General features: G+C 70.3%; 24 protein-coding genes and 1 pseudogene. 13 read left to right on the top strand and 12 right to left on the bottom strand.

Translation table 11 applies throughout. The features are described 5' to 3' along the window. Nucleotides 1-81 precede the first annotated feature (81 nt). Nucleotides 82-525, bottom strand: coding sequence for a GbsR/MarR family transcriptional regulator (locus ACFYWM_RS28735; protein WP_389919588.1), 444 nt, complete (start codon nucleotides 523-525; stop codon nucleotides 82-84). Next, a complete protein-coding gene (locus tag ACFYWM_RS28730) occupies nucleotides 525-1,322 on the bottom strand; it encodes an alpha/beta fold hydrolase (protein ID WP_389919586.1) in 798 nt (265 codons plus the stop codon). Before ACFYWM_RS28730 ends, ACFYWM_RS28735 begins: the two co-directional genes overlap by 1 nt. Before the next feature lie 204 nt (nucleotides 1,323-1,526). Here ACFYWM_RS28730 and ACFYWM_RS28725 point away from each other — a divergent pair, with 204 nt between their 5' ends. Then, nucleotides 1,527-2,282 (top strand): DinB family protein, encoded by a 756-nt coding sequence (locus tag ACFYWM_RS28725; protein ID WP_389919584.1) that lies wholly within the window; start codon nucleotides 1,527-1,529, stop codon nucleotides 2,280-2,282. Between the two features lie 207 nt (nucleotides 2,283-2,489). On the opposite strand, the gene ACFYWM_RS28720 is transcribed toward ACFYWM_RS28725, so the two are convergent. Together ACFYWM_RS28720 and ACFYWM_RS28715 are read right to left on the bottom strand one after the other, a co-directional pair. Then, nucleotides 2,490-3,275: a MerR family transcriptional regulator gene (locus ACFYWM_RS28720; protein ID WP_389919581.1), complete on the bottom strand. Its 786-nt coding sequence runs from the start codon at nucleotides 3,273-3,275 to the stop codon at nucleotides 2,490-2,492. A 104-nt stretch (nucleotides 3,276-3,379) separates the two neighbouring features. Beyond that, the gene (locus tag ACFYWM_RS28715) at nucleotides 3,380-4,555 is read right to left on the bottom strand and encodes a serine hydrolase domain-containing protein (RefSeq protein ID WP_389919578.1); all 1,176 of its coding nucleotides are present in this window, start codon (nucleotides 4,553-4,555) and stop codon (nucleotides 3,380-3,382) included. A 428-nt stretch (nucleotides 4,556-4,983) separates the two neighbouring features. On the opposite strand from ACFYWM_RS28715, the pseudogene ACFYWM_RS28710 reads away from it, so the two are divergent. Together ACFYWM_RS28710 and ACFYWM_RS28705 are read left to right on the top strand one after the other, a co-directional pair. Next, nucleotides 4,984-5,746 (top strand): annotated as a pseudogene (locus ACFYWM_RS28710) (FAD-dependent monooxygenase); the annotation flags it as partial. Between the two features lie 57 nt (nucleotides 5,747-5,803). Beyond that, nucleotides 5,804-6,286, top strand: a complete 483-nt coding sequence (locus tag ACFYWM_RS28705) for a hypothetical protein (RefSeq protein ID WP_389919878.1) — start codon at nucleotides 5,804-5,806, stop codon at nucleotides 6,284-6,286. Nucleotides 6,287-6,776: 490 nt separating this feature from the next. Here the strand turns inward: ACFYWM_RS28705 and ACFYWM_RS28700 are convergent, their stop codons facing one another. Together ACFYWM_RS28700 and ACFYWM_RS28695 are read right to left on the bottom strand one after the other, a co-directional pair. Continuing rightward, nucleotides 6,777-7,964 carry a hypothetical protein gene (locus ACFYWM_RS28700; protein ID WP_389919576.1) on the bottom strand — a complete coding sequence of 396 codons (1,188 nt, stop codon included), beginning with the start codon at nucleotides 7,962-7,964 and terminating at the stop codon, nucleotides 6,777-6,779. Between the two features lie 359 nt (nucleotides 7,965-8,323). Beyond that, on the bottom strand, nucleotides 8,324-9,256 hold the full coding sequence (locus ACFYWM_RS28695) for an AraC family transcriptional regulator (protein ID WP_389919574.1): 933 nt from the start codon (nucleotides 9,254-9,256) through the stop codon (nucleotides 8,324-8,326). A gap of 111 nt (nucleotides 9,257-9,367) precedes the next feature. Between ACFYWM_RS28695 and ACFYWM_RS28690 the strand changes: the two genes are divergently transcribed. Further along, nucleotides 9,368-10,234, top strand: coding sequence for an NAD(P)H-binding protein (locus ACFYWM_RS28690; RefSeq protein WP_389919572.1), 867 nt, complete (start codon nucleotides 9,368-9,370; stop codon nucleotides 10,232-10,234). A 209-nt stretch (nucleotides 10,235-10,443) separates the two neighbouring features. On the opposite strand, the gene ACFYWM_RS28685 is transcribed toward ACFYWM_RS28690, so the two are convergent. Further along, nucleotides 10,444-10,785: a methyltransferase domain-containing protein gene (locus ACFYWM_RS28685; RefSeq protein WP_389919569.1), complete on the bottom strand. Its 342-nt coding sequence runs from the start codon at nucleotides 10,783-10,785 to the stop codon at nucleotides 10,444-10,446. A gap of 199 nt (nucleotides 10,786-10,984) precedes the next feature. Continuing rightward, on the bottom strand, nucleotides 10,985-11,389 hold the full coding sequence (locus tag ACFYWM_RS28680) for a RidA family protein (protein WP_389919566.1): 405 nt from the start codon (nucleotides 11,387-11,389) through the stop codon (nucleotides 10,985-10,987). A gap of 128 nt (nucleotides 11,390-11,517) precedes the next feature. On the opposite strand from ACFYWM_RS28680, the gene ACFYWM_RS28675 reads away from it, so the two are divergent. The 6 genes from ACFYWM_RS28675 (at nucleotide 11,518) to ACFYWM_RS28650 (ending at nucleotide 14,820) form a co-directional block, all read left to right on the top strand. Further along, entirely contained in the window at nucleotides 11,518-11,898 is a 381-nt protein-coding gene (locus ACFYWM_RS28675) for a winged helix-turn-helix transcriptional regulator (protein ID WP_389919563.1), read from the top strand. Nucleotides 11,899-11,963: 65 nt separating this feature from the next. Further along, a complete protein-coding gene (locus ACFYWM_RS28670) occupies nucleotides 11,964-12,530 on the top strand; it encodes an ester cyclase (protein ID WP_389919560.1) in 567 nt (188 codons plus the stop codon). A 100-nt stretch (nucleotides 12,531-12,630) separates the two neighbouring features. Next, nucleotides 12,631-13,317: an SDR family NAD(P)-dependent oxidoreductase gene (locus tag ACFYWM_RS28665; RefSeq protein WP_389919557.1), complete on the top strand. Its 687-nt coding sequence runs from the start codon at nucleotides 12,631-12,633 to the stop codon at nucleotides 13,315-13,317. Between the two features lie 188 nt (nucleotides 13,318-13,505). Beyond that, a complete protein-coding gene (locus tag ACFYWM_RS28660; protein ID WP_389919554.1) occupies nucleotides 13,506-14,255 on the top strand; it encodes a MerR family transcriptional regulator in 750 nt (249 codons plus the stop codon). A gap of 18 nt (nucleotides 14,256-14,273) precedes the next feature. Beyond that, on the top strand, nucleotides 14,274-14,420 hold the full coding sequence (locus ACFYWM_RS28655) for a hypothetical protein (RefSeq protein WP_389919551.1): 147 nt from the start codon (nucleotides 14,274-14,276) through the stop codon (nucleotides 14,418-14,420). A gap of 154 nt (nucleotides 14,421-14,574) precedes the next feature. Further along, complete coding sequence (locus ACFYWM_RS28650; RefSeq protein WP_389919549.1) at nucleotides 14,575-14,820, top strand: hypothetical protein; 246 nt, start codon at nucleotides 14,575-14,577, stop codon at nucleotides 14,818-14,820. Between the two features lie 41 nt (nucleotides 14,821-14,861). Here the strand turns inward: ACFYWM_RS28650 and ACFYWM_RS28645 are convergent, their stop codons facing one another. After that, nucleotides 14,862-15,869, bottom strand: coding sequence for a zinc-dependent alcohol dehydrogenase family protein (locus tag ACFYWM_RS28645; RefSeq protein ID WP_389919546.1), 1,008 nt, complete (start codon nucleotides 15,867-15,869; stop codon nucleotides 14,862-14,864). 823 nt (nucleotides 15,870-16,692) lie between these two features. Here ACFYWM_RS28645 and ACFYWM_RS28640 point away from each other — a divergent pair. Continuing rightward, nucleotides 16,693-17,205 carry a hypothetical protein gene (locus tag ACFYWM_RS28640; RefSeq protein ID WP_389919544.1) on the top strand — a complete coding sequence of 171 codons (513 nt, stop codon included), beginning with the start codon at nucleotides 16,693-16,695 and terminating at the stop codon, nucleotides 17,203-17,205. A gap of 79 nt (nucleotides 17,206-17,284) precedes the next feature. Continuing rightward, entirely contained in the window at nucleotides 17,285-17,986 is a 702-nt protein-coding gene (locus ACFYWM_RS28635) for a GPP34 family phosphoprotein (RefSeq protein ID WP_389919541.1), read from the top strand. 211 nt (nucleotides 17,987-18,197) lie between these two features. On the opposite strand, the gene ACFYWM_RS28630 is transcribed toward ACFYWM_RS28635, so the two are convergent. Together ACFYWM_RS28630 and ACFYWM_RS28625 are read right to left on the bottom strand one after the other, a co-directional pair. Further along, nucleotides 18,198-19,304, bottom strand: coding sequence for an epoxide hydrolase family protein (locus tag ACFYWM_RS28630; RefSeq protein WP_389919539.1), 1,107 nt, complete (start codon nucleotides 19,302-19,304; stop codon nucleotides 18,198-18,200). Beyond that, nucleotides 19,270-20,355, bottom strand: coding sequence for an ankyrin repeat domain-containing protein (locus tag ACFYWM_RS28625; RefSeq protein ID WP_389919537.1), 1,086 nt, complete (start codon nucleotides 20,353-20,355; stop codon nucleotides 19,270-19,272). The genes ACFYWM_RS28630 and ACFYWM_RS28625 overlap by 35 nt, the downstream gene beginning before the upstream one ends. A gap of 338 nt (nucleotides 20,356-20,693) precedes the next feature. Between ACFYWM_RS28625 and ACFYWM_RS28620 the strand changes: the two genes are divergently transcribed. Then, nucleotides 20,694-21,179 (top strand): MerR family transcriptional regulator, encoded by a 486-nt coding sequence (locus ACFYWM_RS28620; RefSeq protein WP_389919535.1) that lies wholly within the window; start codon nucleotides 20,694-20,696, stop codon nucleotides 21,177-21,179. Nucleotides 21,180-21,186: 7 nt separating this feature from the next. Here the strand turns inward: ACFYWM_RS28620 and ACFYWM_RS28615 are convergent, their stop codons facing one another. Beyond that, nucleotides 21,187-21,672, bottom strand: coding sequence for a hypothetical protein (locus tag ACFYWM_RS28615; protein WP_389919875.1), 486 nt, complete (start codon nucleotides 21,670-21,672; stop codon nucleotides 21,187-21,189). Nucleotides 21,673-21,899 lie beyond the last annotated feature (227 nt).

Genomic DNA, 21,899 nt, shown 5'->3' with positions numbered 1-21,899 from the left:
GTTCTCCCCGAAGAACGCGGGGATGACCGGCACAGCGGCGGTCATGCGGGCAGGCGCGCGGAAAGCGGGAGCCGGAGGACCTCATCGGGTGTGACGGCATCTGCTGAGCATCTGCTCTCCTACGTCGACGTAGCCGGCGAACAGCCCGATCACGTCGTGGAGCCGATCTTGTGCCGGACCGGGTTCGACCAGGTCCTCGCCATCGCGCAGGGCGGCGATCAGGGTTCTGGCCCGCGCGTGACTGGCCTCCAGCAGCGTCTCGATCCCGGCGGTGGCCTCGATGAGAAGTCTGCGGCTGCCGGGCTGCGGGATCACCCGGGCGAGTCCCCAGGAGTCCAGCTGCCGTACCGAGGTGCTCACCGCCCCCTTGCTCAGTTCCAGTTCGGCGGCGATCGTGTCGAGGGAGGCGGGCTCCTCGGTGACCAGGAGCAGCCCGTAGACGCGGCCGGTCGCGTGCGGCAGGTTCCATGAGGCCAGCAAATCGCCCACCGACGTGATGAACGCGTGGCGCCTGGCCAGGCTCATCACCGTGCCCGCCTTGATGCCGGCACCGTACGCAGGAACACCTCGATCGCCTCGTTCACCGTCTGGGGGGCATCCTGGTTCGCGATGTGGCCGGCACCGGGGATGACGACCTCCTCGACGCCCTCGGCCCGAGCCCATCGGGACATGGCCGAGGCGATGTTGCCGGTCCGGTCGTGCTCGCCGCGGATCAGGCACAGCGGCACCGGCGTGCGAAAGCCGGGATCGGGGGTGAGGATCTCGACGGTCGCCCGCCACACTTGAAGGAACTCCCTCTTCGGCAACTGCGAGAAGGCGCGCCGGGCATCTGCCCGCGCGGCCTCGCTCACCGCGGAGACCTCCGCCATCAGGCGGGGAAGGTTCCTGGCCGGGATCATCGCCAGGCTCGGCGCGGCCATCTTCACCAGCAGACGCTCCTTCCACGACAACGGCCCCGTGTTCCACGCCGCGCCGATCACGATCAGCGCCCGCGCCAGGTCCGGATACCGCCGTACGATCGCCTGGCCGAGGTTGCCGCCGAGTGACTGTCCCACCAGCACCGGCCGGTCAAGCGCGAGGTGCTCGATCAGCGCGCGCAGGTCCGCGATCGCCCGTTCGGCGGTGAAGCCGGCACCGGCCGGGCGAGATGCCCCGTGGCCGCGCATGTCCCACACGACGACCCGGTATCCCCGGGCACGCAAGTACTCGTACTGAGCGTCGAACATCACATGATCGGCCCCGGCGCCGTGCGAGAACACCAGCGGTACGCCGTCACCGCCGCTGTCGGCGTAACGAAGAGCGCAACCGTCCAAAGACGGCATCGCCGATAAATTCACCATTTACTAAATATAGTAAATCTCAGGCCAGGTGTGAGACGGCCATCACCGATGAGCACGGCCAGGCCACCTGTGTGACCCGCAAGGATTCGGGGTCGGTAAGAGTCGTGCGGCCAGGTGCACGCGATCGAGTCGGCGACTTGGTTGCCGGAGGTGGCGCGGGCGGGACGGGTGCGGAAGACTGCCTCGATGCCTGCTGAATACACCCAGAGTGACCGGTTCCGTGGTGCCCGCATCCACCTGTGCGACCTCGCCGATCTTGAGATCCGCGATTGCGAGGTCAGCGGTCTGAAGATCGTCGACTGCTATGGGAGCGACGTCTACCTCGGCGGCGACTTCGAGCGTCTCGTCGTCAACGACGTCGACGTGACCGCCTACGTCGAAGGCGAGCTCGACCGGCGCCACCCCGCGCGGGTGCTGGCGCGTGAGGCCGAGTCCCCCGACGACTACCGGGCCGCCTGGGATGCCGTCGAGGCGCTGTGGGCGGCGACACTCGACCGCGCCGGGCTGTTGCCCGAGGCCAGGCTGCACGAGCGGGTCAACGGCGAGTGGTCGCTGGTCGAGACCCAACGGCACCTGCTGTTCGCCGGCGATGCCTGGCTCGGCAACGCCGTGCTGGAGGAGGAGGCGCCGTACCACCCGCTGGGCTTCCCCCACGGCGGGATGCCGCCCGAGGCGACGGCGAAGCTCGGTCTCACCCTCGAAGCCACCCCGACACTCGACGAGGTGCTCGCGCCACGGCTCGCCCGCATGGCCACGATGCGGCGTGTCGTCGACGGGCTCACCGAGGCCGGGCTCGATCGGGTGTGCGGTCGCAGGCCGGCGGACCCGTATCCCGACCAGGAGTACGTCGTGCGCCGCTGCCTCAAGGTGGTGCTGAAGGAGGAGGCCGAGCATCACCGCTATGCGGTACGCGACCTCGCCGTGCTCGAGGCCGGTGCCTGAACCGGAAACGACCTCCAGCCGCATCGCGAGTACTTCGCCGGGTTGATCTGATCGTGGGTGCCCAGTTCGGCATGCCGCCCTCGTGAACACTGCGAGGCGAGCCGGACGCGTTCGCGGCCGAGGTGTTCGCGTCGGTGCCGCGCGGGATCGGCGGGCGAGGGGCGACCGCTGTCCGCGGGGGCTGACAGGGGCCGGAGCGCGGCGCGGTCAGCGGGAGTCCGGTCTGGGGATGCGGACGCCGGCGGCGCGGAGCCTGGCCTCGAAAAGCTCCGCCAGCCGCGCCGCGGCCGGCGTCCGCTCCTCGCCGTGGCGGGCGATCAGCGTGTACCGGGTCGCGGTCTCGGTACGAGCCTGCAGGCCGGTCACGGTCTTCAGCAGGGCGGGGTCGGCGAGGTAGTGGTCGGCCACGTCGTCGGCGAGCTCGGTGACTCGGGGGTCGTCCGGTTCCCAGGCCGAGGCCTCGGCCGCGCGCCTGGCCAGGGCGACGAGCCGGGTGTCTTCCAGGGCGCGCTCGAAATGGGTGAGATAGTCGTCGAAGCCGTCCGGGACCAGTGCCCTGGCCAGTACCCAGCCCTCCCTGGTGGCCGCCACCTCCTCCGCGGGGAACCCGAGGCCGGGCATCCGCTCCAGCAGCGCCACGGCGCGGTCGGGCAGCAGAGCCCGGTCACCGTCGGCGAGCCGGTGCAGCGTGTCACGCCGCGCGGTCAACTCCTCGATCCGTCCGGTGAGCTGCCGCTCGACGTCGGCGACCATGGTGGCGAACAGCGCGGCGTCGGCGTCGAGCAGGGGCCCGATCCCGGCCAGCGGCACCCCGGCGGCGGCCAGCGCCCGGACCCGCACCAGCCGCAACAGGTCGGCCGATCCGTACCGCCGGTAGCCGGAGCCGTCGCGTTCCGGCTCCTCGACCAGGCCGAGCCTGTGGTAGTGCCGCACCGTCTTCACCGTGACGCCGACGAACGCCGCCGCCTGCCCGATCGTGACCCCGTTCCTCATCCGCCCAGCCTGCCCTGTGTCCGGGCCCGGTTCGTCACCCTGTTCTTCATTCGCCCGGCCCGCCCTGTCCCCGAGCCCGGTTCCCGCCCCTGTTCCTCATTCGCTCAGCCCGCCCGCCTGCCGGACCGGACCGGGCCGGGCCGGACCGGATCGGGTCGCCCGGCGCGGAACACCTCGTCGACGAGCCTTCGCTGGGCGTTCTGGAAAGCCGCCGCGATGGACAGCTCGGCGTCGTCCACGCAGTTCAGCGCGGCGATCAGGGTCCTGCCCCCGCCGGGCGTGCCGTACATCAGCGCCGCGTGGCCCACGGTGGCGCCGTTGTGGGAGATGAGGGTGCCGCCGTCGTCCGTGCTCACCACGAACACTCCCAGGCCGTAGTCCATGTTCGGGATGCCCGTCGGGCGCGGGGTGCACATCTCGGCCAGCAGCGGGGGCGGCAGGAGCCTTCCGTCCAGCAGCGCGGAGAAGAACGTCTGGAGGTCCCGGGTGGTCGAGATCATGTCGCCGCCGGCGGAGAGCCAGGAGGGGTTCTGGCGGGTGACGTCGACCGTCTTCTCCTCGTACCTGTAGTAGGCGTGGGCGTGCGGGTCGGGGATCTCAGGCGACGCGTCCGGCGCCACGGTGCCCGGCATCCCGAGCGGCTCCAGGATCAGCCGCCGGAGCTCCTCGGCGAACGAGCGGCCGGTGACCTCCTCGATCAGCAACCTGGCCAGCACGTAGTTGGTGTTGGCATAGCTCCAGTCCGTCCCCGGCTCGAACCGCGCGGGCCTGGACAGCGCCAGCTCCACCAGCTCCTGCGGCCGGTAGGTCCTGAACCGGTCGTCCACCCACTCCCTGCCCGCGGTGCCGTACGGGATGGAGATCCCCGGCACGACCGTCCCGTCGGGATAGACCTCGCCGGTGAAGTTGAACACCCCGCTGGTGTGCTGCAGCAGCATCCGCACCGTGATCCGCCCGTCCAGCCCGAACGCGGGCAGGTGGCCCGCCACCGGGTCGTCCAGCCCGATCCTGCCCTCGGCCACCAGCTGCAGCACCAGGGTCGCGACGAAGGTCTTGGTGGCGCTGCCGATCCGGAAGTGCCCCTCCGTCGGCGGCTTCGCGGTCTCGCCCAGCTCGGCCACCCCGGCGCTGCCGGTCCACTCGCCCCGCTCGTCGCGCACGCGCAGCGACACCCCGACGAAGCCGGAATCGACGATCTCCTGGATGGTTTTCCGCAGCTCCGGGCGGTCCTGCCCGGCCCGCTGGGTGCTCTTGTCCTGGTCGGTGGGGGTGACGGACATGATGGTGTGCTCCTTCGAATCCGTTGTGTCCGGTCGGCGTCGCGCCGCTGCGCCGAGCTTCCATCCTGACCCAGGGTCAACCTCAACCGTGATCTGGATCACAACCCCTTTCCGAGGTTCAGGACGGCTTCGGGAGCAGGGCAGTCGCTCCGTCTCCACTTCGCCGCCGAGGGCCGGGCGCTGTGGCCACCGCTGCCACCCGACCCTCGGACCACTCTCGGCACCGTGAAGGAAGCCCTCCGGGAGGCGTCGCTCCGGCGGGCCGCGCCGGAGGGGGACGTGCGCTGTGTCGTCATGCCGTAAACCTAACAAACTAGACGAGACGGTCCGTCTTGACGTGGCGAAGAAAACCCGGCTATCGTCACGTTCTTTCGAGACGAGACGGACCGTCTCAATAGCGGAGAACCCAACCGATCGGAGTTCCGCACATGCGTACCCCTGACAACGCCCCTTCCCGCACTTGGTTCATCACGGGAGCCAGCCGCGGCCTGCCGCTGCCGCAGCAGCAGTTCGAGCGGCTGCTCGGTGAACGTGCCGACGAACTCGGTGTCGACGTCCGTCGCGGACACCGGGTGGTGGGGGTGAGCCAGGACGACACCGCGGTGACCGTGGACGCCCACGGCCCGGACGGGCCCTACCGGGTGAGGGCCCGCTACCTCGTGGGCTGCGACGGCGCACGCAGCCGGGTCCGCGACTGGGCCGGCATCGGCTTCCCCGGCACTACCTATCCGGAGGTCAACCGGCTGGCCCAGGTCACCCTGCCCGAGACGGTGACCGTGCTCGGCAACGGCGATCTCGACGTCCCCGGCTTCGGCGTGATCCGCGCGGGCTTCACCCGGACAGTTCATGGTCTTCTCGGCGTCGGCTCCTCGCCCGCGTCCAAGGTCGTCTCCCTCTACACCATCGAGGACGAGGGCACCGAGTACGACGACGACACCCCGATGACCGTCACCGAACTCCTGGACAGCCTCCACCGGGTGCTCGGCGTGCGACTGCCCGTGGCGGGGACGCTCCGGTTATCGCGGTTCACCTTCAAGGCCCGTCAGGCCGAACGCTACCGGCAGGGCCGCATCCTGCTGGCCGGCGACGCGGCGCACCTGCTTCCCCGCCACCGGCGTGGCACTCAACGCCGGCATGATGGACGCGGTCAACCTGGCCTGGAAGCTGGCCGCCCACGTCCACGGCGAGGCGCCGCCCGGCCTGCTGGACACCTACCACGACGAACGCCACCTCGCCGGCGCCCGCACCATGCTGCACACCCGAGCCCAGGTCGCCCTGCGGCGCGGACACGACGCGGCCGCCGAGGCGCTGCGGGAGGTCCTCTCCGAACTGCTCACCGACGAACAGCCGCTGCGCCGGATGGGAGCGCTGGTCGCCGGCAGCGACATCCGCTATCCGATGCCTGGATCCGGCCACCACCCGCTGGCCGGCACCTTCGCCCCCGACCTCACCCTGCACACCGACCAGGGCGTCACCAGCGTCGCCGAACTCATGCACGGCGGACGGCCCGTCCTCCTCGTCCTCGCCGACCGCCCGGACCTCCACCGGGGCGCCCAGGACTGGCGGCGTCGCGTCGACGTCCGCACCGCCAAAACCGGGGATCGATCGGCTGACGCCTTGCTGATCCGCCCGGACGCCCACCTCGCCTGGGCCGCCGCCGTCGACGAACCCGCCGACACCGCCGCGCCCGCGCTGCGCCAGGCACTCACCGACTGGTTCGGCACCCCCTGAAACGACCACGCCACCACATGCGCCTGCACACCAGCTCGAAAGAGGGACACATGTCCATTCCGCAGCGGCGAGGGTTGCTCACCGCAATTACGCTCACGGTCGTGGTCGCCAGGACTCCCGCCGCCTCCGCGACGGCGAGGCCGGAGATCGAAGCCTCCAGCGGGCTCACGCAACCCCTCTTCTCCTACGAGGACGCCATCCGCGAGCTCGTCCGGGTGCAGTCCCCTGCCGACAGTGAAGGCGACAGTGAAGGCGACGGCGACGGCGAGAAGAACCTGGTCCAGGTGGACATCATCCGGCCGAAGGAGGACGGCGCCGGGCTCACCGTCGACCTGGCCGACACGTCGATCTCGCTGCCGCTGGTCACCGGCGACCGTCGCCAGGGGCACCCCGTGATCCCGGACCGTGGGACCCGGTGCCGGTCACGACGATGCCCGGGACCGGCCGCAGCCCGCACGGGGGCCTGGGCGTGCCGGGCGCCCGGCGAACGCTACGGCGAGCCCGCCTCCGTGGTGGTCGCACGTTCCCTTCGCAGCTCCGCGGTGATCGCCCGCTCCCTGAGCTGGGCGGACTCGGCACGCAGTGCCTCCATCTGCTCGCGCAGGTCCGTCAGGCGCATCTGTTCCATGGCCAGCCGCATGCGCGCCTCATCGCGTTCGGCGAGCGCCTCGGCGGCCCTGGCCGCCGCCCGCTCCCCCGCCTCGGCGATCCTCTCGGCGGCTCGTTCCTCGGCCCTGGCCATCCGGCGCGCCGTCCGCCGCTCCAGCTCGGCCGCCTGCTTGTCCACGCGTTCCGCTCGCGCACGCGCTTCGGCCGCCTCGGCCAGGGCCTGAGCGCGCGCGGCCGCCTCGGCGTCGGCGCGCGCCAGCGCCCGGTCCCGCTCGGCCTCGGCCGCGTCGGCGCGCGCCGACGCGGCCGAGGCGACGCGTTCGGCCTGGCCCCTGGCCTCCTGGGCCTTCCTGGCCTCCTCCAGCGCCCGGTCCCACTCGGTCCGCGCCTGGCCGGACTGCTCCTGGTCGTGGAGGGCGCGCGCCTCGGCCCGGCGCGCCTCGGTCTCGGCGGTCTCCACCCGCTCGGCCATCTCCCGCAGCGCCGCGTCGCGGGCGGCCTCGGCCCGCTGGGCCCTGCGGGTGGCCTCCTGCTCGGCCTGCCTGGCCCGGCGTTCGGTGCTGGCGGCCTCGTGCAACGCGGCGAGCGCCTGCTCCCTGGCGGTCTCCGCGTCGGCCAGGGCGATGTCGCGTTCGGCGTGGGCCTCCTCCACGCGGCGCGCCATCGCGTCCCGCTCGCGCCGGGCGTGCTCGGAGGCCTCCCGCGCCAGGCGTACCTGCTCGAAGGCCTGCTCCCGCTCGGCGCGCGCGATCGCCACCCGGGTGTGCGCCTCGGCCTGCACCGCGCTCACCTTGGCCTCCACCCCGGCCGGGCTCAGCTCCTCCGACAGCACCTGCGCCAGCGGGGCGATCGCCGCGATCATCCCCTTCTCCATGCGCTCGTAGAACTCCTCGGCCCTGGCCAGCGCCCCCTCCAGCCCCGGCGTCGCCCGCCGCATCTCGCGTTCGCGCTTGGCCACCGCCTGGCAGTTCCCCTGCGCGCAGTACGCCCTCGGCCGCCCCCGCCCGGGCCGCTGCTCGATCGGCGTCCCACAGTGTTTGCATGGCGTCACCGCGCCGGGCTCCCGCATGCCGGGAAGCCTAACATCCCGGATTTTCCGGAAATTAGAAACCAATAAATAAGATTCTTTGCGTCCCGCCCTCACCGGGCCTCTCACCAGGTAATGAAGCCGTCAGCGGCTTGCTCGACCGCTACGCTCTGCCCCGCCCCGACACCTTCGCCGTCTGTACCAGCCACCCGCGCGCGTGGACGAACCCGGTGTAGACCGACGCCACAGCGCCCTCCTCACTGGGCAGCGGCCATCTTCACGCGGCAGGGGATGCGGGTGCGGCCGGTGGCGTGCGGGCCGCGGGCGGCCGGGGCGGCACGGGCAGGTGCCCGGCTGAGGAGACCGAGGAGGTTCCCTCGACGGGTGTCGGCGATCGCGGCCTATCCGCCCGCCCGGTGGCGGCTCGGGGACACGCCGCGCACCCGTTTGAAAGCGACGCTCAGCGCGAAGGCGTTGGCGTAGCCGACGTGCCGGGCGACCGAGTCGATCGTGGTGTCGGAGGAGCGCAGCAGATCGGCGGCGAGCGCCATCCGCCAGCCGGTGAGGTAGGCCATGGGAGGCTCCCCCACAAGGGTGGTGAACCGGCGCGCGAACGCCGCGCGCGAGGCACCCGCCTTTTCCGCCAGCAGGGCCACCGTCCACGGGCGGGCCGGGTCGTCGTGGATCAGCCGCAGTGCCGGGCCGATCAGCGGATCGCTCTGCGCCTGGTACCAGCCGGGTGCCCGGGCCTCGGGGCGGGCGAACCAGGCGCGCAGGGTCGCGAGCAGCGCCAGGTCCAGCAGCCGGTCCAGGAGGACCTGCTGGCCGGGCCCTTCGCCGTCGACCTCCTGGGCGAGCAGCTCCATGATCGGGGACTGGTCGCCCGACCGCGGCACGAGCACGACCTCGGGCAGGGCGTTCAGGAGCCGCTCGCTCACATCTCCACTGACCTGGTAGGTCCCGCTGGCCACGATCGCCGACCCGTCGAGGGTGCGTCCGCTCGTGCGTGGCCCGAGCCGCAACTCGTCGGTGACGTCGATGCCGTCCATGGTGGTCAGCCGGTTGCCCGGGTGGACGACGATCTCCGGCGCGGTCGCCGGATCGTCGCTGATCGTGTATGGCTCCGGCCCCTTGACGATGGCCACGTCTCCGGTGCGCATCAGCACCGGCTCGGCCTCCCCGTACATGATCCAGGCGTGCCCGCGCAACGTGGTGGCCAGGGCGAGCGGGGCGCCGTCGCAGATCCGCAGCGACCACGGCGGTGCGAGGATCGCCTGGCAGAACGCCGCACTTCGGGCACGGACACCGTCGAGAAGGTCAGCGAGCGGATCCACCGCCTCAGTTTAGACGCACAGAAATGAAAGTGAGCGTACGGAATATGGATCGTCTCTCTCGGCACCTGTTCACTGGGGTCAACTCACCTCGACGACCACCGGAGGTATCCGATGTACGCGATCACAGGAGTGACGGGCCACGTAGGCGGGGCGGCGGCCCGGGACCTGCTGGCCAGGGGAGAACCGGTGCGGGCCGTGGTCCGCGACGCGGCCAGGAGCGCGGACTGGATCAACGCGGGCGCCGAGGTCTTCGTCGCCGATTTCGGCGACAGGGCGGCGCTGGCGGAGGCGTTCCGTGGTTGCCGTGGGGCGTTCGTCCTGCTGCCGACGGATCCGGCGGCGGCCGACGCCGACACCTACCATCGTCGGCTGGCCGACTCGATCGCCGGGGCGGTCCTGGACAGCGGTGTCCCGCGTGTGGTGATGCTCTCCTCGATCGGGGCTGAGCTGGCCGAGGGCACCGGTCCCATCCGCTGGCTCCACCACATGGAGAACCGGCTGCGCGAGACGGGCGTGCTCCTGACCGCGATCCGCTCGCCGCACTTCCAGGAGAAGGTCGAAACGGTGCTCGACGCCGCTCTCGGGGCCGGTGTCTACCCGGTCTTCGGCGCGTCGGCCGATGTGCCCGTCCCGATGGTCGCGACACGCGACATCGGCGGGGCGGTCGCCGAACACCTCACGGCGCCTGCCGCGGCCGGCGAGATCATCGACCTGGACGGCCACCGGTACTCGGAGCGGCAGGTGGCCGAAGAGCTGGCGGCCGTTCTCGGCAGGCCGCTCACGGTGGTGACCGTCCCGCGGACCGCATGGGTCGCCACGATGGTGGAGGCAGGCGTCCCGCCCCAGCTCGCCGAGGAACTGGCCGCCCTGCACGACGCCGAGCAGCAGGGCATCCTCCAGCCCGGGGGCGACAGGCGATCCGTGTGTACGACCGAGCTCGGCGAGACGCTGCGCCACCTCGTGAAGGCCACCGCCTGAGGTGGGCCGGGGGCCTCTCGCGGCCCTGAGCCCCGGGACCGTCCCGCGGATCCTTCCGCCTGCCACGTTCGCCAGGGCGTCGCCCTACGGAATCATCCTGCGGGGCATCCGCCTGGGCGGTCCCCGCCACGGCCGAGGATCCGCGGAACAGGTCCGGGGGTACGGCGATCCGCGGAGCGGAACGGGATCAGGTGATCAGGCGCACGGCCTCACTGTCGGGGCTCGCCGCGCCGACGCGCGAGATGAACGGTGATGTCAGCGATGATCTCGACCGTTTCCGGCAGGACCTCGATGATCCGGCCGAACACCCGCTCGCGCAGCTCGGCGAGCATGGCCTCGTCGGGTTCGGTCGCCGTCACGGCGATCCCTCGTCCGGCGAACAGGCGGGTGGCCTTGCCCGTCCCGGCGCCGATCTCCAGCGCGGTCCTGACCGGCTGGGCCGCGTACGCCATCACCATGTCGAAAAGCGCCACCGGATACCCCGGCCGGAACCGTTCGTAGGCTTCCGCCATCACTCCGAAGCTCAACGCGCGACCGGACATGCCGAGCATGGTAGTCCCGCCCCCCATGCCGTCACAGATGATCGTTCGCTGTCCGCGATCGGGAGGGCGGGTCGCCGATCAGCATGGCGGGCTGTCCGCTGCCCCGGTTGCCGAAGACGAGTGGCACGTCCAGGCCGTGGCAGGCTGGGCGTGTCCCGGCGTGGTGGGCGGCCCGGACCGGGGGACGCCCCCGTTGCCCGCGCCCGCTTCAGTCGATGATCGCGGTGACTTCGGCCTCGATGAGGATGCCGGGCTCGAAGAGCACGTCCACCCCGATCAGCGCGGCCGGTGGCGTGGCGATGTCGAACTCGCGGGCCGCCTGCTCGACGCCCGCGTTGAAGGCGTCGTACATCTCTCTCTTCCAGCCCGCGGCGTACCACGTGACGCGGACGACGTCGTGGAACGTCGCTCCGGCCGCGTCCAGCGCTTTGGCGACGTTGCGGTAGACCTGGGTGACCTGCCCGGCGAGGTCGCCCGGTGCCACGAGGTCGCCGTTCTCGTCCCAGGCGACCTGTCCCGCGATGTGGACCTGCTTGCTCCCCCTCGCCACCGCGACGTGGTGGTAGAGCGGGACGCGAAACTGCCTGTCGGGGTTGATGAGCGAAACGGTCACGAGATCTCCTGGCCGGTTGTGCGATCGAGGCGCCCAAGGGCGCCCGTGCTCTCTTGTGGTTACTCGGAAACCATAGGAGAGTGTTCGCTGACGTGGAAGAACGCACTTTTCAGAGACTGGGGAACCTCATGGTGACCAAGCAGTTCGCAGGCACCGCCGACGAAGCGGACCTGAGGCGCGCCGACTCCCTGGCGCGGGAGATCTTCTCGGACGTCGCCAACAAGTGGGCGCTGCTGATCATCGAGGCTCTCGGTGATCGCACCCTCCGCTTCAGCGAGCTGCGTGACGAGGTCGAGGGCATCAGCCACAAGATGCTCACCCAGAACCTGCGCATGCTGGAGCGCAACGGCCTGGCCGAGCGGAAGGTGCATCCCACCGTGCCGCCGCGGGTCGAGTACACCCTCACCGGGCCGGGCCAGGCCCTGCGCGCGACGGTCGATCTCATCTGCGGCTGGACCCACCAGCACTTCGGCCACATCGAGACCGCCCGCCGGCGCTTCGACGCCTGACAGCGCGGGCGGGTCGCCCCGCCCAAAACGGCGGTGCGCCCGAGATCGCGGGCGGTCCTGGACGCATGATCGTCGGCCGCCGGACATCACCTGGCGGTGCCCCGTCGCGCCCTGGCGAGGTTGGTGATCAGTTCGTCGCGGGTCTGATGTTCGCCGCCTCCCCTTTCCGCATCGATCGATGCGGAAGTCGGTGCGAGCCGGTTCCCAAGGGCACCGGGATCGTCCTGCCCGGTGCCGTACGACTGCCATGCGGAAAGGGGCATCCGATGTCCGACGGTGATCTGCGCGAGTTCTACCTGCGCTACATCGGTGAACTCAACGCCCACAGGTTCGATCAGATGGACGAATTCATCGACGACCGGACCACATTGAACGGCGAGCCCGCCACCCGGGACGACCTCATCGCCGTACAGAAGGCTGACGTGGACGCGGTTCCGGACCTGCACTGGGACCTCAGGGAACTGCTCCTCGACGGTGACCGCCTGGCCGCGCGGCTGGTCAACACGGGCACACCGGTGAAGGAGTGGCTCGGTGTGGCACCCACCGGCGCCTCGTTCGAGATCACCGAATACGCCGTCTACCAGGTGCAACGGGCGGTTCGCGCACATGACGGCCCTGCACGACGCCGGTGAGCTCCTCCGGCAGCTCACCGGCTGATTCTTCGGGGACGGCGACGTGGGAAGCGGTCGCGCCCAACGGTCCACTCGGGCCACACCCTTCGAGGGGAAACGCATGACCGTCACACTGATCACCGGGGCCAACAAGGGCATCGGTTTCGAGACAGCCAGACAACTTCTGGAACTGGGGCACACCGTCTACATCGGCGCGCGCGACACCGAGCGAGGCGAGAAGGCCGCAGCCGCCCTCGGCGTACGGTTCGTGCGGCTGGACGTGACCGACGACACCTCGGTGGGCAACGCGCTGGCGACGATCGACGCGGCCGAGGGACGGCTCGACGTCCTGGTGCACAACGCGGGCATCCTCGGGAACGAACCCCTCGACGGTCCCACGGCCCTGCGGGTGTTCGACACCAACGCGGTGGGAATCGTACGCGTCACGGAGGCGGCACTCCCCTTGCTGCGCAGGTCCCCGAACCCCACCGTGGTCACGGTGTCGAGCAGCGCCGGGTCGTTCTGGGCGGTGAACAACCCCGACCGGCCCGAGTTCCACCTGCCACTGGCGCTCTACTCCGCCTCCAAGGCGGCGGCGACCATGCTGACGGTGCAGTACGCCAAGTCCCAGCCCGGCATCAAGTTCAACGCGCTGGAGCCCGGCACCACGGCCACCGACATGACCGCCGCCTTCGGGATCGGAAGATCTCCGGAGGAGAGCGCCAGAACCGTCGTGCGCCTGGCCACCCTCGACGCGGACGGCCCGACAGGAACCTTCCAGGACGAGACCGGGGAACTGCCCTGGTAGTCGCCACGCGGGCATAGTCCGGTGGTGGCGGGGGGCCGGACACGGCGGTGTTCGAAGCGCGGGCGCGACTTGAGGAAGCTTTCGGGATCCGAGTCGTCGGCGCTTTGACCCTGTGGTGGGAACACGGTGTCAACTGCGAGCCAGCACCTGACAGCCGACCGCCGGGTCAGACCCAGGAAGGAACCGACGTGGCCTGGAGCACCCGTGAGCTCGCGGAACTCGCCGGCACCACGGTGAACACGATTCGGCACTACCACCGGCTCGGCCTGCTCGACGAGCCCGAACGCCGGGCGAACGGATACAAGCAGTACGAGGTACAGCATCTCGTCGTCCTCCTGCGCATCCGGCGTCTCGTAGAGCTGGGTGTACCCCTTTCCCGGATCGGCGCGATCACCTCGGGCGGCGCCCCCGCTCCGGAAGTGCTGCGCCAGGTCGACGCCGACCTGGCGGCCGAGGTCGAGCGTCTGCGCCGGGCCCGCTCCGACATCGCGATCATTCTGCGCGACGGGGCGCCGGCCGACGCGCCCGCCGGCTTCGAGTCGGTCGCGCCGCGGCTGACCGTGTCCGACACCTCACTCATCCACGTCTTCAGCCAGCTCTACGACGACGACGTGATGAAGGACCTGCGGCGCATGGTGGACGCCGGCACGGATCCCATCAGCCACGACATCGACACCCTGCCGCCCGACGCCGACGAGGCGACCCGCCAGAACCTCGCCGAGAAGCTCGCCGCGCGGCTGGCGCAGCATCTGGTCGACTATCCCTGGCTGCGCGATCCCGCCCGGCATCTGTCCAAGAGCGAGCACGTCACACGCCAGACGTTCATCGACGCCGTCGTCGGGCTCTACAACGCCGCCCAGGTCGATGTGCTGGGCCGGGCCGGCATTCTCGCGCAGGAGCAACTGCGCCGCGAACGGGGGCTCAACTCTCCGGCCTGAGCAGATGTATCGGCCGAGTTGCTTCGGGTCGGCGTCGCCCGGCAGGTCGCCCTCGTCGACGGCGCGCCGGAAACGTTCCTCGACCTGCGCCTGGCGGCGTCGCGCCACTGGACCAGCGCCTCGTGCACGGCCCGGCTCTCGTCGTTCGACGGCAGCGCGCCCTGAACCGTCAGACATCCCCCGAAGCCTTCCGGAAGGGGCGAGGTGTGGGCCGCACCGCGCGGAATCGCCTCGGTGGCAGCTTGCGCGGTCGGCTCGGCCAGAGCCGTGTCCAGGTAGCTGCCCGGACCCTCGACGTAGCGCTGCAACGAGCCGCTCCTTGTTGCCGAAGGCCGCGTACATGCGCGCGGGCCGGTCACAGCCGGTCGTCATGTGGGGCAAGACCACCGGCAACGACCGGCTGCTCCGGCACGACCTGCCGGCCGAGCTGCGCATCCGAGGTCTCGACGTCCCGCGGTTCCGGCCCAGCTCCGCCGGGGTGGACGCCGCGCTGACCGGTGGCCTGTCGTTCACCACGGCCCGGGTGGGGCGGGCCCGGTCCGCCGGCCGCACCCGCTCCTGCTGATCAACCGATGGTGTACGCGCCCGAGGGTGTGGAGCGTTCCGCTACGAGATGCGAGGGGGAAGTGCGAGAGTTTCGCCCGCCACATCGATTGAGACTTTGCCGCGCAGTGCGTACGACTGCCTGTTCTCCAGGAGTTCGTGAGCCTCGCCCATTCGGGCGAGCGGAAGAGTCGCGCCGATGACCGGCTTCACGAGACTGCGCTCGACCAGCGTGGTGAGCACGTCCAGCTTTCCTCGGTTCTGTCGTGTGAAGACGAAGTGATAGGCGGCGTTCCTGCCCCACGCCTCGATGAGGTTCTGCGGCTGCGCGATGTCGACGATGCTGACGACGCGTCCGGAGTCGGCGAGCGTCAGCGGGCTTCGTGTGAGCGTGTCGCCACCGATCGTGTCGAAGACGACGTCGACCCCCTTGCCTCGCGTCAGCTCGGCCACGGCATCGACGTAGTCCGCGGAGGTGTAGTCGATCGCCGCATCCGCTCCGAGAGAGCGCACGAACTCATGGTCGCCGGCTTTCGCGGTGGTGATCACTCGTGCGCCGATCGCCTTCGCGATCTGGATCGCGATCGTGCCGACACCGCCCGTGCCTCCATGGATGAGGATCGTCTCCCCCACGGTGAGCTGAGCTCGCGTCACCAGGGACTCCCAGACCGTTCCACCGACGAGAGTCAGGCTCGCCGCCTCCAGGTGACTGAGGTTCTCCGGCTTGCGGCCGACGAGGTCGACGTCGGCGACATGCTGCTCGGCGTAGGAGCCGGGGCCGCCGAAGATCCGGGGCGTGTAGTACACCGCGTCGCCGGCACGGAACTCGGTCACGTGGGATCCGACTTCCTCGATCACTCCGGAGACGTCGTATCCGATGATCGCCGGGAGCGGCACATGATCCGCGTAGTCTCCGCGACGGATCTGATAGTCGAGCGGGTTGAGGGCGGTCGCATGGACGCGCACCCGCACCTGGCGGGGTTCGACCTGCGGTACCGAGACGTCGCGCAGCTCGAAAGCGTCAGCCCCCCCGAAACGGGCGAGCACAACAGCCTTCATCAGATCAGTCATATCGGTGCTCCTCATCGTGGTTCTGGTGCGTGACGCAACGGCAGGGCCGGCATCCATCCAGTGAAAACGGTGTGGTTACCACATAGTCCAGCCGTCGGCCGGTGAACGGGGTCACCGTGCCCGGTTCGCCCATCGCCGGATGGCGGCCCGGGCACTTTCCTTACTCACGAGTGGCCTGTTGAAATGCAGGCGTGCGTCTGGGCAACCGTCCCGCCGTGCTGGAGGCCGCGCGCGGAGCGGTCGGAACCGACGAGACGCTGTGCGCAATCTGACGCTCCCGCCGCCTCAAGGAGCTGAATCTTACCTGAACGGCCCTCCCGCACAGGCGCCGGGGATTTCTACCGACACGAACATTTCGCCGCGGGTGCGAATCTGACAGCGACGCGACGATCTCGGGGCCCACCCCGATCACCCCTGGCGCCGACGCGTACGTCGGTGAGCTCACCGATCCGATCACCGGCTCCCTGGCTGCCCCCGCGCGACGATCGGTCCTGAACCGGCGCGAGCTCGCCCGGCCGGGCAGCTGCACGACGGGCCGCCCGGAACCGTCGTGGTGGACACGGAAAGGCAACTTCGGCCCGGAGTCGTTGCGCGAGATCGACGCCCTGCCGACGCGGCGGTCGCGCTCGGCGACGCGTCCCAGCTCGACGTGCTGAGCCGAGCCGGCGCCCTCGCTCGACAGCACTGAGCCGGTGGCCCGAGGCGGAGCCCGGCGGGAAACGCGCCCGATCCTCGGGAATGCCACGAACAGGGCGTTTGACTCTGTGCTGAGCACACGGTCTCTACTCGGTGGTGACGCATCTTTCCGCTTGAGGAGCCCGCCGTGAATCCCGTCGAAACGCTCGTTCAGAACTTCCGCGACCTCATGGCCGAGGTGCCCGAACTGGTCCAGCCGTTCATCGTCATGCTGGCCGGCGCGATCCCGTTCATCGAAGGCGAGGGCGCATCGCCGATCGGAGTGGTCGGTGGGATTCATCCCGTGGTGGCCGCGGTTGCCGCAGCCACGGGCAACTTCCTCTGCGTACTCGTCGTCGTGCTGATCAGCTCGCGGGCCCGCGCCGCCGCGGTCGCCCACGGACACCGGCCGAGCAGCCGCGAGGAGCGCCCCGAGTCCAAGGGGCGCCGGCGCTTCCGCCGTTACCTCGTGCGCTTCGGTGTGCCCGGAGCGAGCCTGCTCGGACCGCTGGCCGTGCCGACCCAGTTCACCGCGGCCATGCTCATCGCCTCGGGGACCTCGCGCTCCTGGGTGCTGCTGTGGCAGGCGATCGCGATCGTCTTCTGGACGACGTTGACCACCACCCTGGTCTGGGGTGTCGTCTCGTTCGTGGTGGCTTGACCTCCGGCTCCACCCTCCCCTGGCGACCGCATCGCGCTTCCCGGACCCGCGTTGCGTTCCCCGTCGAAAGGATCACACGATGACACAGCGGCTCGGCCCGCCGGCCCTGGCCGAAGACCTTCTGTTACTCCTGTTCCAGCCGTCCTCCGGGCCGGAGGGCACCGGCGTCGTCGCCGGCGAGGAAACGCTTCCCTACGTTCTCGCCGGAGCGATGCTTGCGGATCTCAGCATCGGCCGGCACGTGCGAACCGTACCCGGATGGAGCGGGTCGACCCGGGTGGAAGCCGTCGCCGAGCGGCCACCGACGGACGACCTCCTGCGATCCACGTGGGACTACCTCGCCTCGAGGCCGCGAGGCGTCCAGGCGACGCTCGCCGTGATCGGACCGGCCCTGCGCCGCCCCCTGCTCGAACGTCTCATCGAGCGCGACGACATCCACCGATCAACCTGTGTCGAGACCGAAGCGCCCATAAGGGAGAGGTTGACAGACGGCGAATCCGGGCGCCGGAGGAGCCTGCTGCGCGGCGTACGGGGCGTGCTGGTCGGCGAGGCGGAGCCGGAGCCCCGCCTCGCCGCGCTCGTGGCACTGCTGTCCGGAAGCGAGATGCTGCCGCGGTTCCATCCCGAGATCCCGCGGACCACCGCGACCATCGCCCGAGCCAAGCAACTCGAGCACGGCATCTGGGCAGCCGATGCCGCCGCCGGCGCGATCGCCCGCAGCTTCGCCGCGACCGTCGTCAACAACGTGATACTCGCGGCGGCCGTGCTGCCCAAGCGATGAACGAGCTACACCCCTCGCTCCGGACCGGTGCGGCGCGACCGCTCGCGGAGCCAGACGAAGGCGAGCACGGCCAGGACCCCGCGGCCTGGAGCACCGAGCCCCGGAACATGATCTCCTCGCCGGCCGACTGAAAGCGACTTCCACCAGGCCATCCCGATGTGCGTACCGAAGGGATGGGCGTTGTCGAGGGAAGCGATGTCGGCGTCGGGGTTCACGAGGCGTCGGTGCTTTTCGTCGCGGATCTCTGGCGTACGTGGCGGAAGGTGGCGCGCACCTCCGCAGCCAGCAGCCCGGGTTGTTCCCAGGCGGCGAAGTGTCCGCCCTTGGGCAGCTCGTTGTAGTGCACGAGGTTCGGGTAACGCTGCTCCACCCAGCGACGTGTGGCGAGATAGATGTCGCGGGGGAAGAGGCTGACGCCGACCGGCACCTCGACCTTCGGGTCGCGGTAGGTGCGGAAGCTCTCCCAGTAGATGCGAGCCGAGGAGGCGGCGGTGCCGGTCAGCCAGTACAACGTGATGTTGTCCAGCATCTCGTCGCGACTGAGCAGGTTCTCCGGATCGCCGTCGTGGTCCGTCCACTGCTCGTATTTCTCGTAGAGCCAGGCCGCCTGCCCCACCGGCGAGTCGGTGAGCGCGTACCCGATCGTCTGAGGGCTCTGGATCTGCTCGTGCTGATAGCCCGACTCGTGGGCCTGGAAGTCACGCCATCGTTGCAGGGCACGCTCCTCCTGCTCGTTCGTGACTTCCTCGGTGCCGTAGGTGGGGAACATGTTGGAGTGGATGGCCCGGACGGCGGGCTCGCCGATGCCGCCCAGCGCGGTGGTGACCGCGTGCCCCCAGTCGCCGCCCTGCGCGCCGAAGCTGTCGTAGCCCAGCCGCCGCATCAGCTCGACCCAGGCGAACGCGATCCGCTTGGGTCCCCACCCGGTCTCGGTCGGCTTGCCGGACAGTCCGAAGCCGGGCATCGAGGGCAGGACCACGTGGAACGCGTCCCGGGGGTCGCCGCCGTGGGCCCGCGGGTCGGCCAGCATCGGTGCCACCTTCAGGAACTCGATGACCGAGCCGGGCCAGCCGTGGGTCATCACGAGCGGCATCGCCTCCGGTTCGGGCGACCGCAGGTGCAGGAAGTGGATGTCGAGTCCGTCGATACGCGTCGTCGACGGGTTGAGCGCGTTCAGCCGGGCCTCGCAGGCCCGCCAGTCGTAGCCGTCCCGCCAGTAGTCGCACAGTGCCCGCAGCCTGCGCAGCGGCACGCCCTGGCTCCAGTCCTCCACCGGTTCGGGATCAGGCCATCGCGTACGGAAAAGCCGCTCGCGCAAATCGTCGAGCGCGGCCTCGGCGAAGACAAAGGGCGATGGTCGAACGGCCTTGCTCTCGGCCTCGGCCAGATACGCCGCGAGATCGTCGTACCCGTGGTGGAGCGCAAGTTGCCGGGGTGTGACCGGTGTGCGAGGTGAGGTCGAGGCGGGCGCCCGCCTCGACCAGGGCCTGTGCTGCCTCCCGGTGCCCGTGCCACACCGCGTCGTGCAGGGCGGTAAAGCCGTTGTAGGCACCCTGGGCGTCGATCTCGAGCGTCGGCGTACCGCTGGGGCCGCGCGTCGTCAGCGCCCGGATGACGCCGGCGTGCCCGGCGAAGGCGGCCTCATGGCCCGGCGTCGCGCCCATCAGCCCGTTGAGCCGGCGCGGATCCGCACCGGCCTCGCGCAGCACGCGGACGATGCCGGTGTGCCCGTCGCGAGAGGCGATCCCGAGCGGCGTGTAGTCGTCGTCATGATCGCCGACGGCCGGCAGTCGCTCGTCGAGGGCCGCGCCGGCCCCGATGAGCCGTCTCACCTCAGTGAGGTCGCCGACCTGTACCGCCGCCGTCAGCGCCAGCGACCGGATCCGGTCGGCGTCGGCCGCCATCCGCGCGTGCAGGAGACCGGCGATGGCCTCGGAGCCGTCGCGCAACGCCAGGTCGAGCGCCGTCTCCTGCCAGTGGTTGCGCACAGAGGTACGGGCTCCGCGGGCCAGCAGCAGCCGGACCGCCGCCTCGTGCTTGTGCTGCACCGCGTCCATCAGCGGCGTGTGACCGAGCCGGGGCGACTGCTGGTCGACGAAGGCGCCATGGTCGAGGAGCAGGCCGATGACGCCGTCGTCACCGGCCTGCGCCGCCTTGTGCAACGCCGTGGCGCCCATGCGCGGCTCGACCGTCAGCACATCCGCGCCGGCCTCCAGCAGCCGCTCCACCAGGCGTGATCGACCGAGCCCGGAGGCGACCATCAGTGGTGTGAGGCCACCGGCGCCGCGGCGGTGCGGGTCCGCGCCCGACTCGAGCAGTTCCACCACCGCCGCCACGTCGTTGGAACGGATCGCAGCTTCCAGTGTCATACCGGCTCCTTCCATGAACGTCTCCCCGTATGCGACACCCTGTTCCGGGAACCGGGTCAAGCGGCCGGCCCGCCGCGCCCGTCGGGCGCTCTCGCCCTGAATGTATTCCTGAAGCACAGGTGGCACCGGGAGGCTTCTGCGGCACGACAGGGAAAGATCACATGATCGTGGGGTTTCTGCACCCGGACGAATCGCTTCGGCAGGTCCGACTACTCGCCGGTCGCTGTCGCGACCGGATCCCGGCTGATCCTGCCGGCTCCCCGGACTCCAAGCCCGCCTGCCGCGTACCTTTCGCGGGCAGGCCTGTCAGCAGGCGAATGACCGAGAAGGAGATCGACGTGGCTTGGAGCACGAGCGAGCTCGCGACACTCGCGGGCACCACGGTGAACACGATCCGGCACTACCATCGTCTGGGCCTGCTCGAGGAGCCCGATCGCCGCTACAACGGCTACAAGCAGTACGAAACGCTAGATCTCGTACGCTTGCTGCGCATCCGCCGGCTGGCCGAGCTGGGCGTGCCCCTGTCCCGGATCAAAGAGCTGAGCACGGGCTCCCCCGTCAGCGCCGACTTCGACGCGCTGCCCGCCGACGCCGACGAGGCGACGCGGCAGAACCTCGCCGAGAAGTACGCACCGTCCCTGGTCCGTACCCTTCGTAACTGTCCCTGGATGGACAACGACGCGATGGCCCACGTGTCGAAGGGGAAGTCCGTCACGCGGCAGACGTTCATCGACGCGTTGCGGGAACTCCACAACGAGGCCCAGTTCGACGTCATCCACCGCGCCAAAGAGCTGGCCCGCCGGCAGTTGCGGGCGGAAGGCTGACCCGCCGTCAGTCCGCCACCGCGTCCAGCCACCGGTTGTACCGCAGGCGCAGGGCACGCTCGGTGCTGCCCACCGTCGCGCTGATCACGAGCGCGATGTTGAGCCAGGCCGACACGTCGATCGGCGACTCGAAGACACCGAACCGCTCGGCCAGCGGCGGGAACCGGGAGATCGACTCGACGGTCTGCAAAAGGCCGAGGATCAGCGGCACGAGGATCAGGACGAGGGAGATCACGCCGATCCAGCGGCTGAGCAACGGACGCTCGCGGTCGAGCCGGGCGCGGCGCCCCTCGGCCGAGCGCGGATCCGGCACGAGTTGCCGCTCGGTCCCGTCGTCGGCGACGAAGTGGCACCGCCGGAGGCCGAAGGCCGACGTCTCCACCTCGATCGCGCCGCCCTCGATCGGAAAGACGGCAGGGAGCCTCGCCCGCTCGAAGTGCCGGCCGTCGCGATACAGGTGGGCTTCGGTGTCAAGGTTCTCGTTGCTCTTCATGTGGTTCACGTCGACCGCGTATTCCGCCGGCCGGCCCGCGCCGGCGTCCGCGGGAAGATAGAGCAGGGACCGGGACAGAGGCTGCCACCAACGGAATCGCCTCAGCGCGTGCCCGTCCCCGAGTTTGAGGCGCTGGATGGCTCGGCGCCGCCGCCATTCGTCGAACACCCGGTCATCAAAAACCATGTTCCAGGGACACAGTCAAGCATGACCGACCCCTGCGCGTA

Origin of the sequence: Streptosporangium sp. NPDC002721, assembly GCF_042888905.1 — a bacterium.
Lineage (GTDB): Bacteria > Actinomycetota > Actinomycetes > Streptosporangiales > Streptosporangiaceae > Streptosporangium.
Note: the sequence above shows the minus strand (reverse complement) of the source record. Positions and strands in the feature narration are given on the sequence as shown.

Bases quoted from the DNA above. Each gene is read 5' to 3' on its own strand.
- ACFYWM_RS28615 (WP_389919875.1), bottom strand. From the start codon at position 21,672: ATGAAGAGCAACGAGAACCTTGACACCGAAGCCCACCTGTATCGCGAC.
- ACFYWM_RS28685 (WP_389919569.1), bottom strand. From the start codon at position 10,785: ATGCTCGGCATGTCCGGTCGCGCGTTGAGCTTCGGAGTGATGGCGGAA.
- ACFYWM_RS28700 (WP_389919576.1), bottom strand. From the start codon at position 7,964: ATGCGGGAGCCCGGCGCGGTGACGCCATGCAAACACTGTGGGACGCCG.
- ACFYWM_RS28675 (WP_389919563.1), top strand. From the start codon at position 11,518: ATGGTGACCAAGCAGTTCGCAGGCACCGCCGACGAAGCGGACCTGAGG.
- ACFYWM_RS28690 (WP_389919572.1), top strand. From the start codon at position 9,368: ATGTACGCGATCACAGGAGTGACGGGCCACGTAGGCGGGGCGGCGGCC.
- ACFYWM_RS28670 (WP_389919560.1), top strand. From the start codon at position 11,964: ATGATCGTCGGCCGCCGGACATCACCTGGCGGTGCCCCGTCGCGCCCT.
- ACFYWM_RS28625 (WP_389919537.1), bottom strand. From the start codon at position 20,355: ATGACACTGGAAGCTGCGATCCGTTCCAACGACGTGGCGGCGGTGGTG.
- ACFYWM_RS28715 (WP_389919578.1), bottom strand. From the start codon at position 4,555: ATGTCCGTCACCCCCACCGACCAGGACAAGAGCACCCAGCGGGCCGGG.
- ACFYWM_RS28665 (WP_389919557.1), top strand. From the start codon at position 12,631: ATGACCGTCACACTGATCACCGGGGCCAACAAGGGCATCGGTTTCGAG.
- ACFYWM_RS28730 (WP_389919586.1), bottom strand. From the start codon at position 1,322: ATGCCGTCTTTGGACGGTTGCGCTCTTCGTTACGCCGACAGCGGCGGT.
- ACFYWM_RS28720 (WP_389919581.1), bottom strand. From the start codon at position 3,275: ATGAGGAACGGGGTCACGATCGGGCAGGCGGCGGCGTTCGTCGGCGTC.
- ACFYWM_RS28705 (WP_389919878.1), top strand. From the start codon at position 5,804: ATGCTGCACACCCGAGCCCAGGTCGCCCTGCGGCGCGGACACGACGCG.
- ACFYWM_RS28735 (WP_389919588.1), bottom strand. From the start codon at position 525: ATGAGCCTGGCCAGGCGCCACGCGTTCATCACGTCGGTGGGCGATTTG.
- ACFYWM_RS28645 (WP_389919546.1), bottom strand. From the start codon at position 15,869: ATGACTGATCTGATGAAGGCTGTTGTGCTCGCCCGTTTCGGGGGGGCT.
- ACFYWM_RS28725 (WP_389919584.1), top strand. From the start codon at position 1,527: ATGCCTGCTGAATACACCCAGAGTGACCGGTTCCGTGGTGCCCGCATC.
- ACFYWM_RS28635 (WP_389919541.1), top strand. From the start codon at position 17,285: ATGACACAGCGGCTCGGCCCGCCGGCCCTGGCCGAAGACCTTCTGTTA.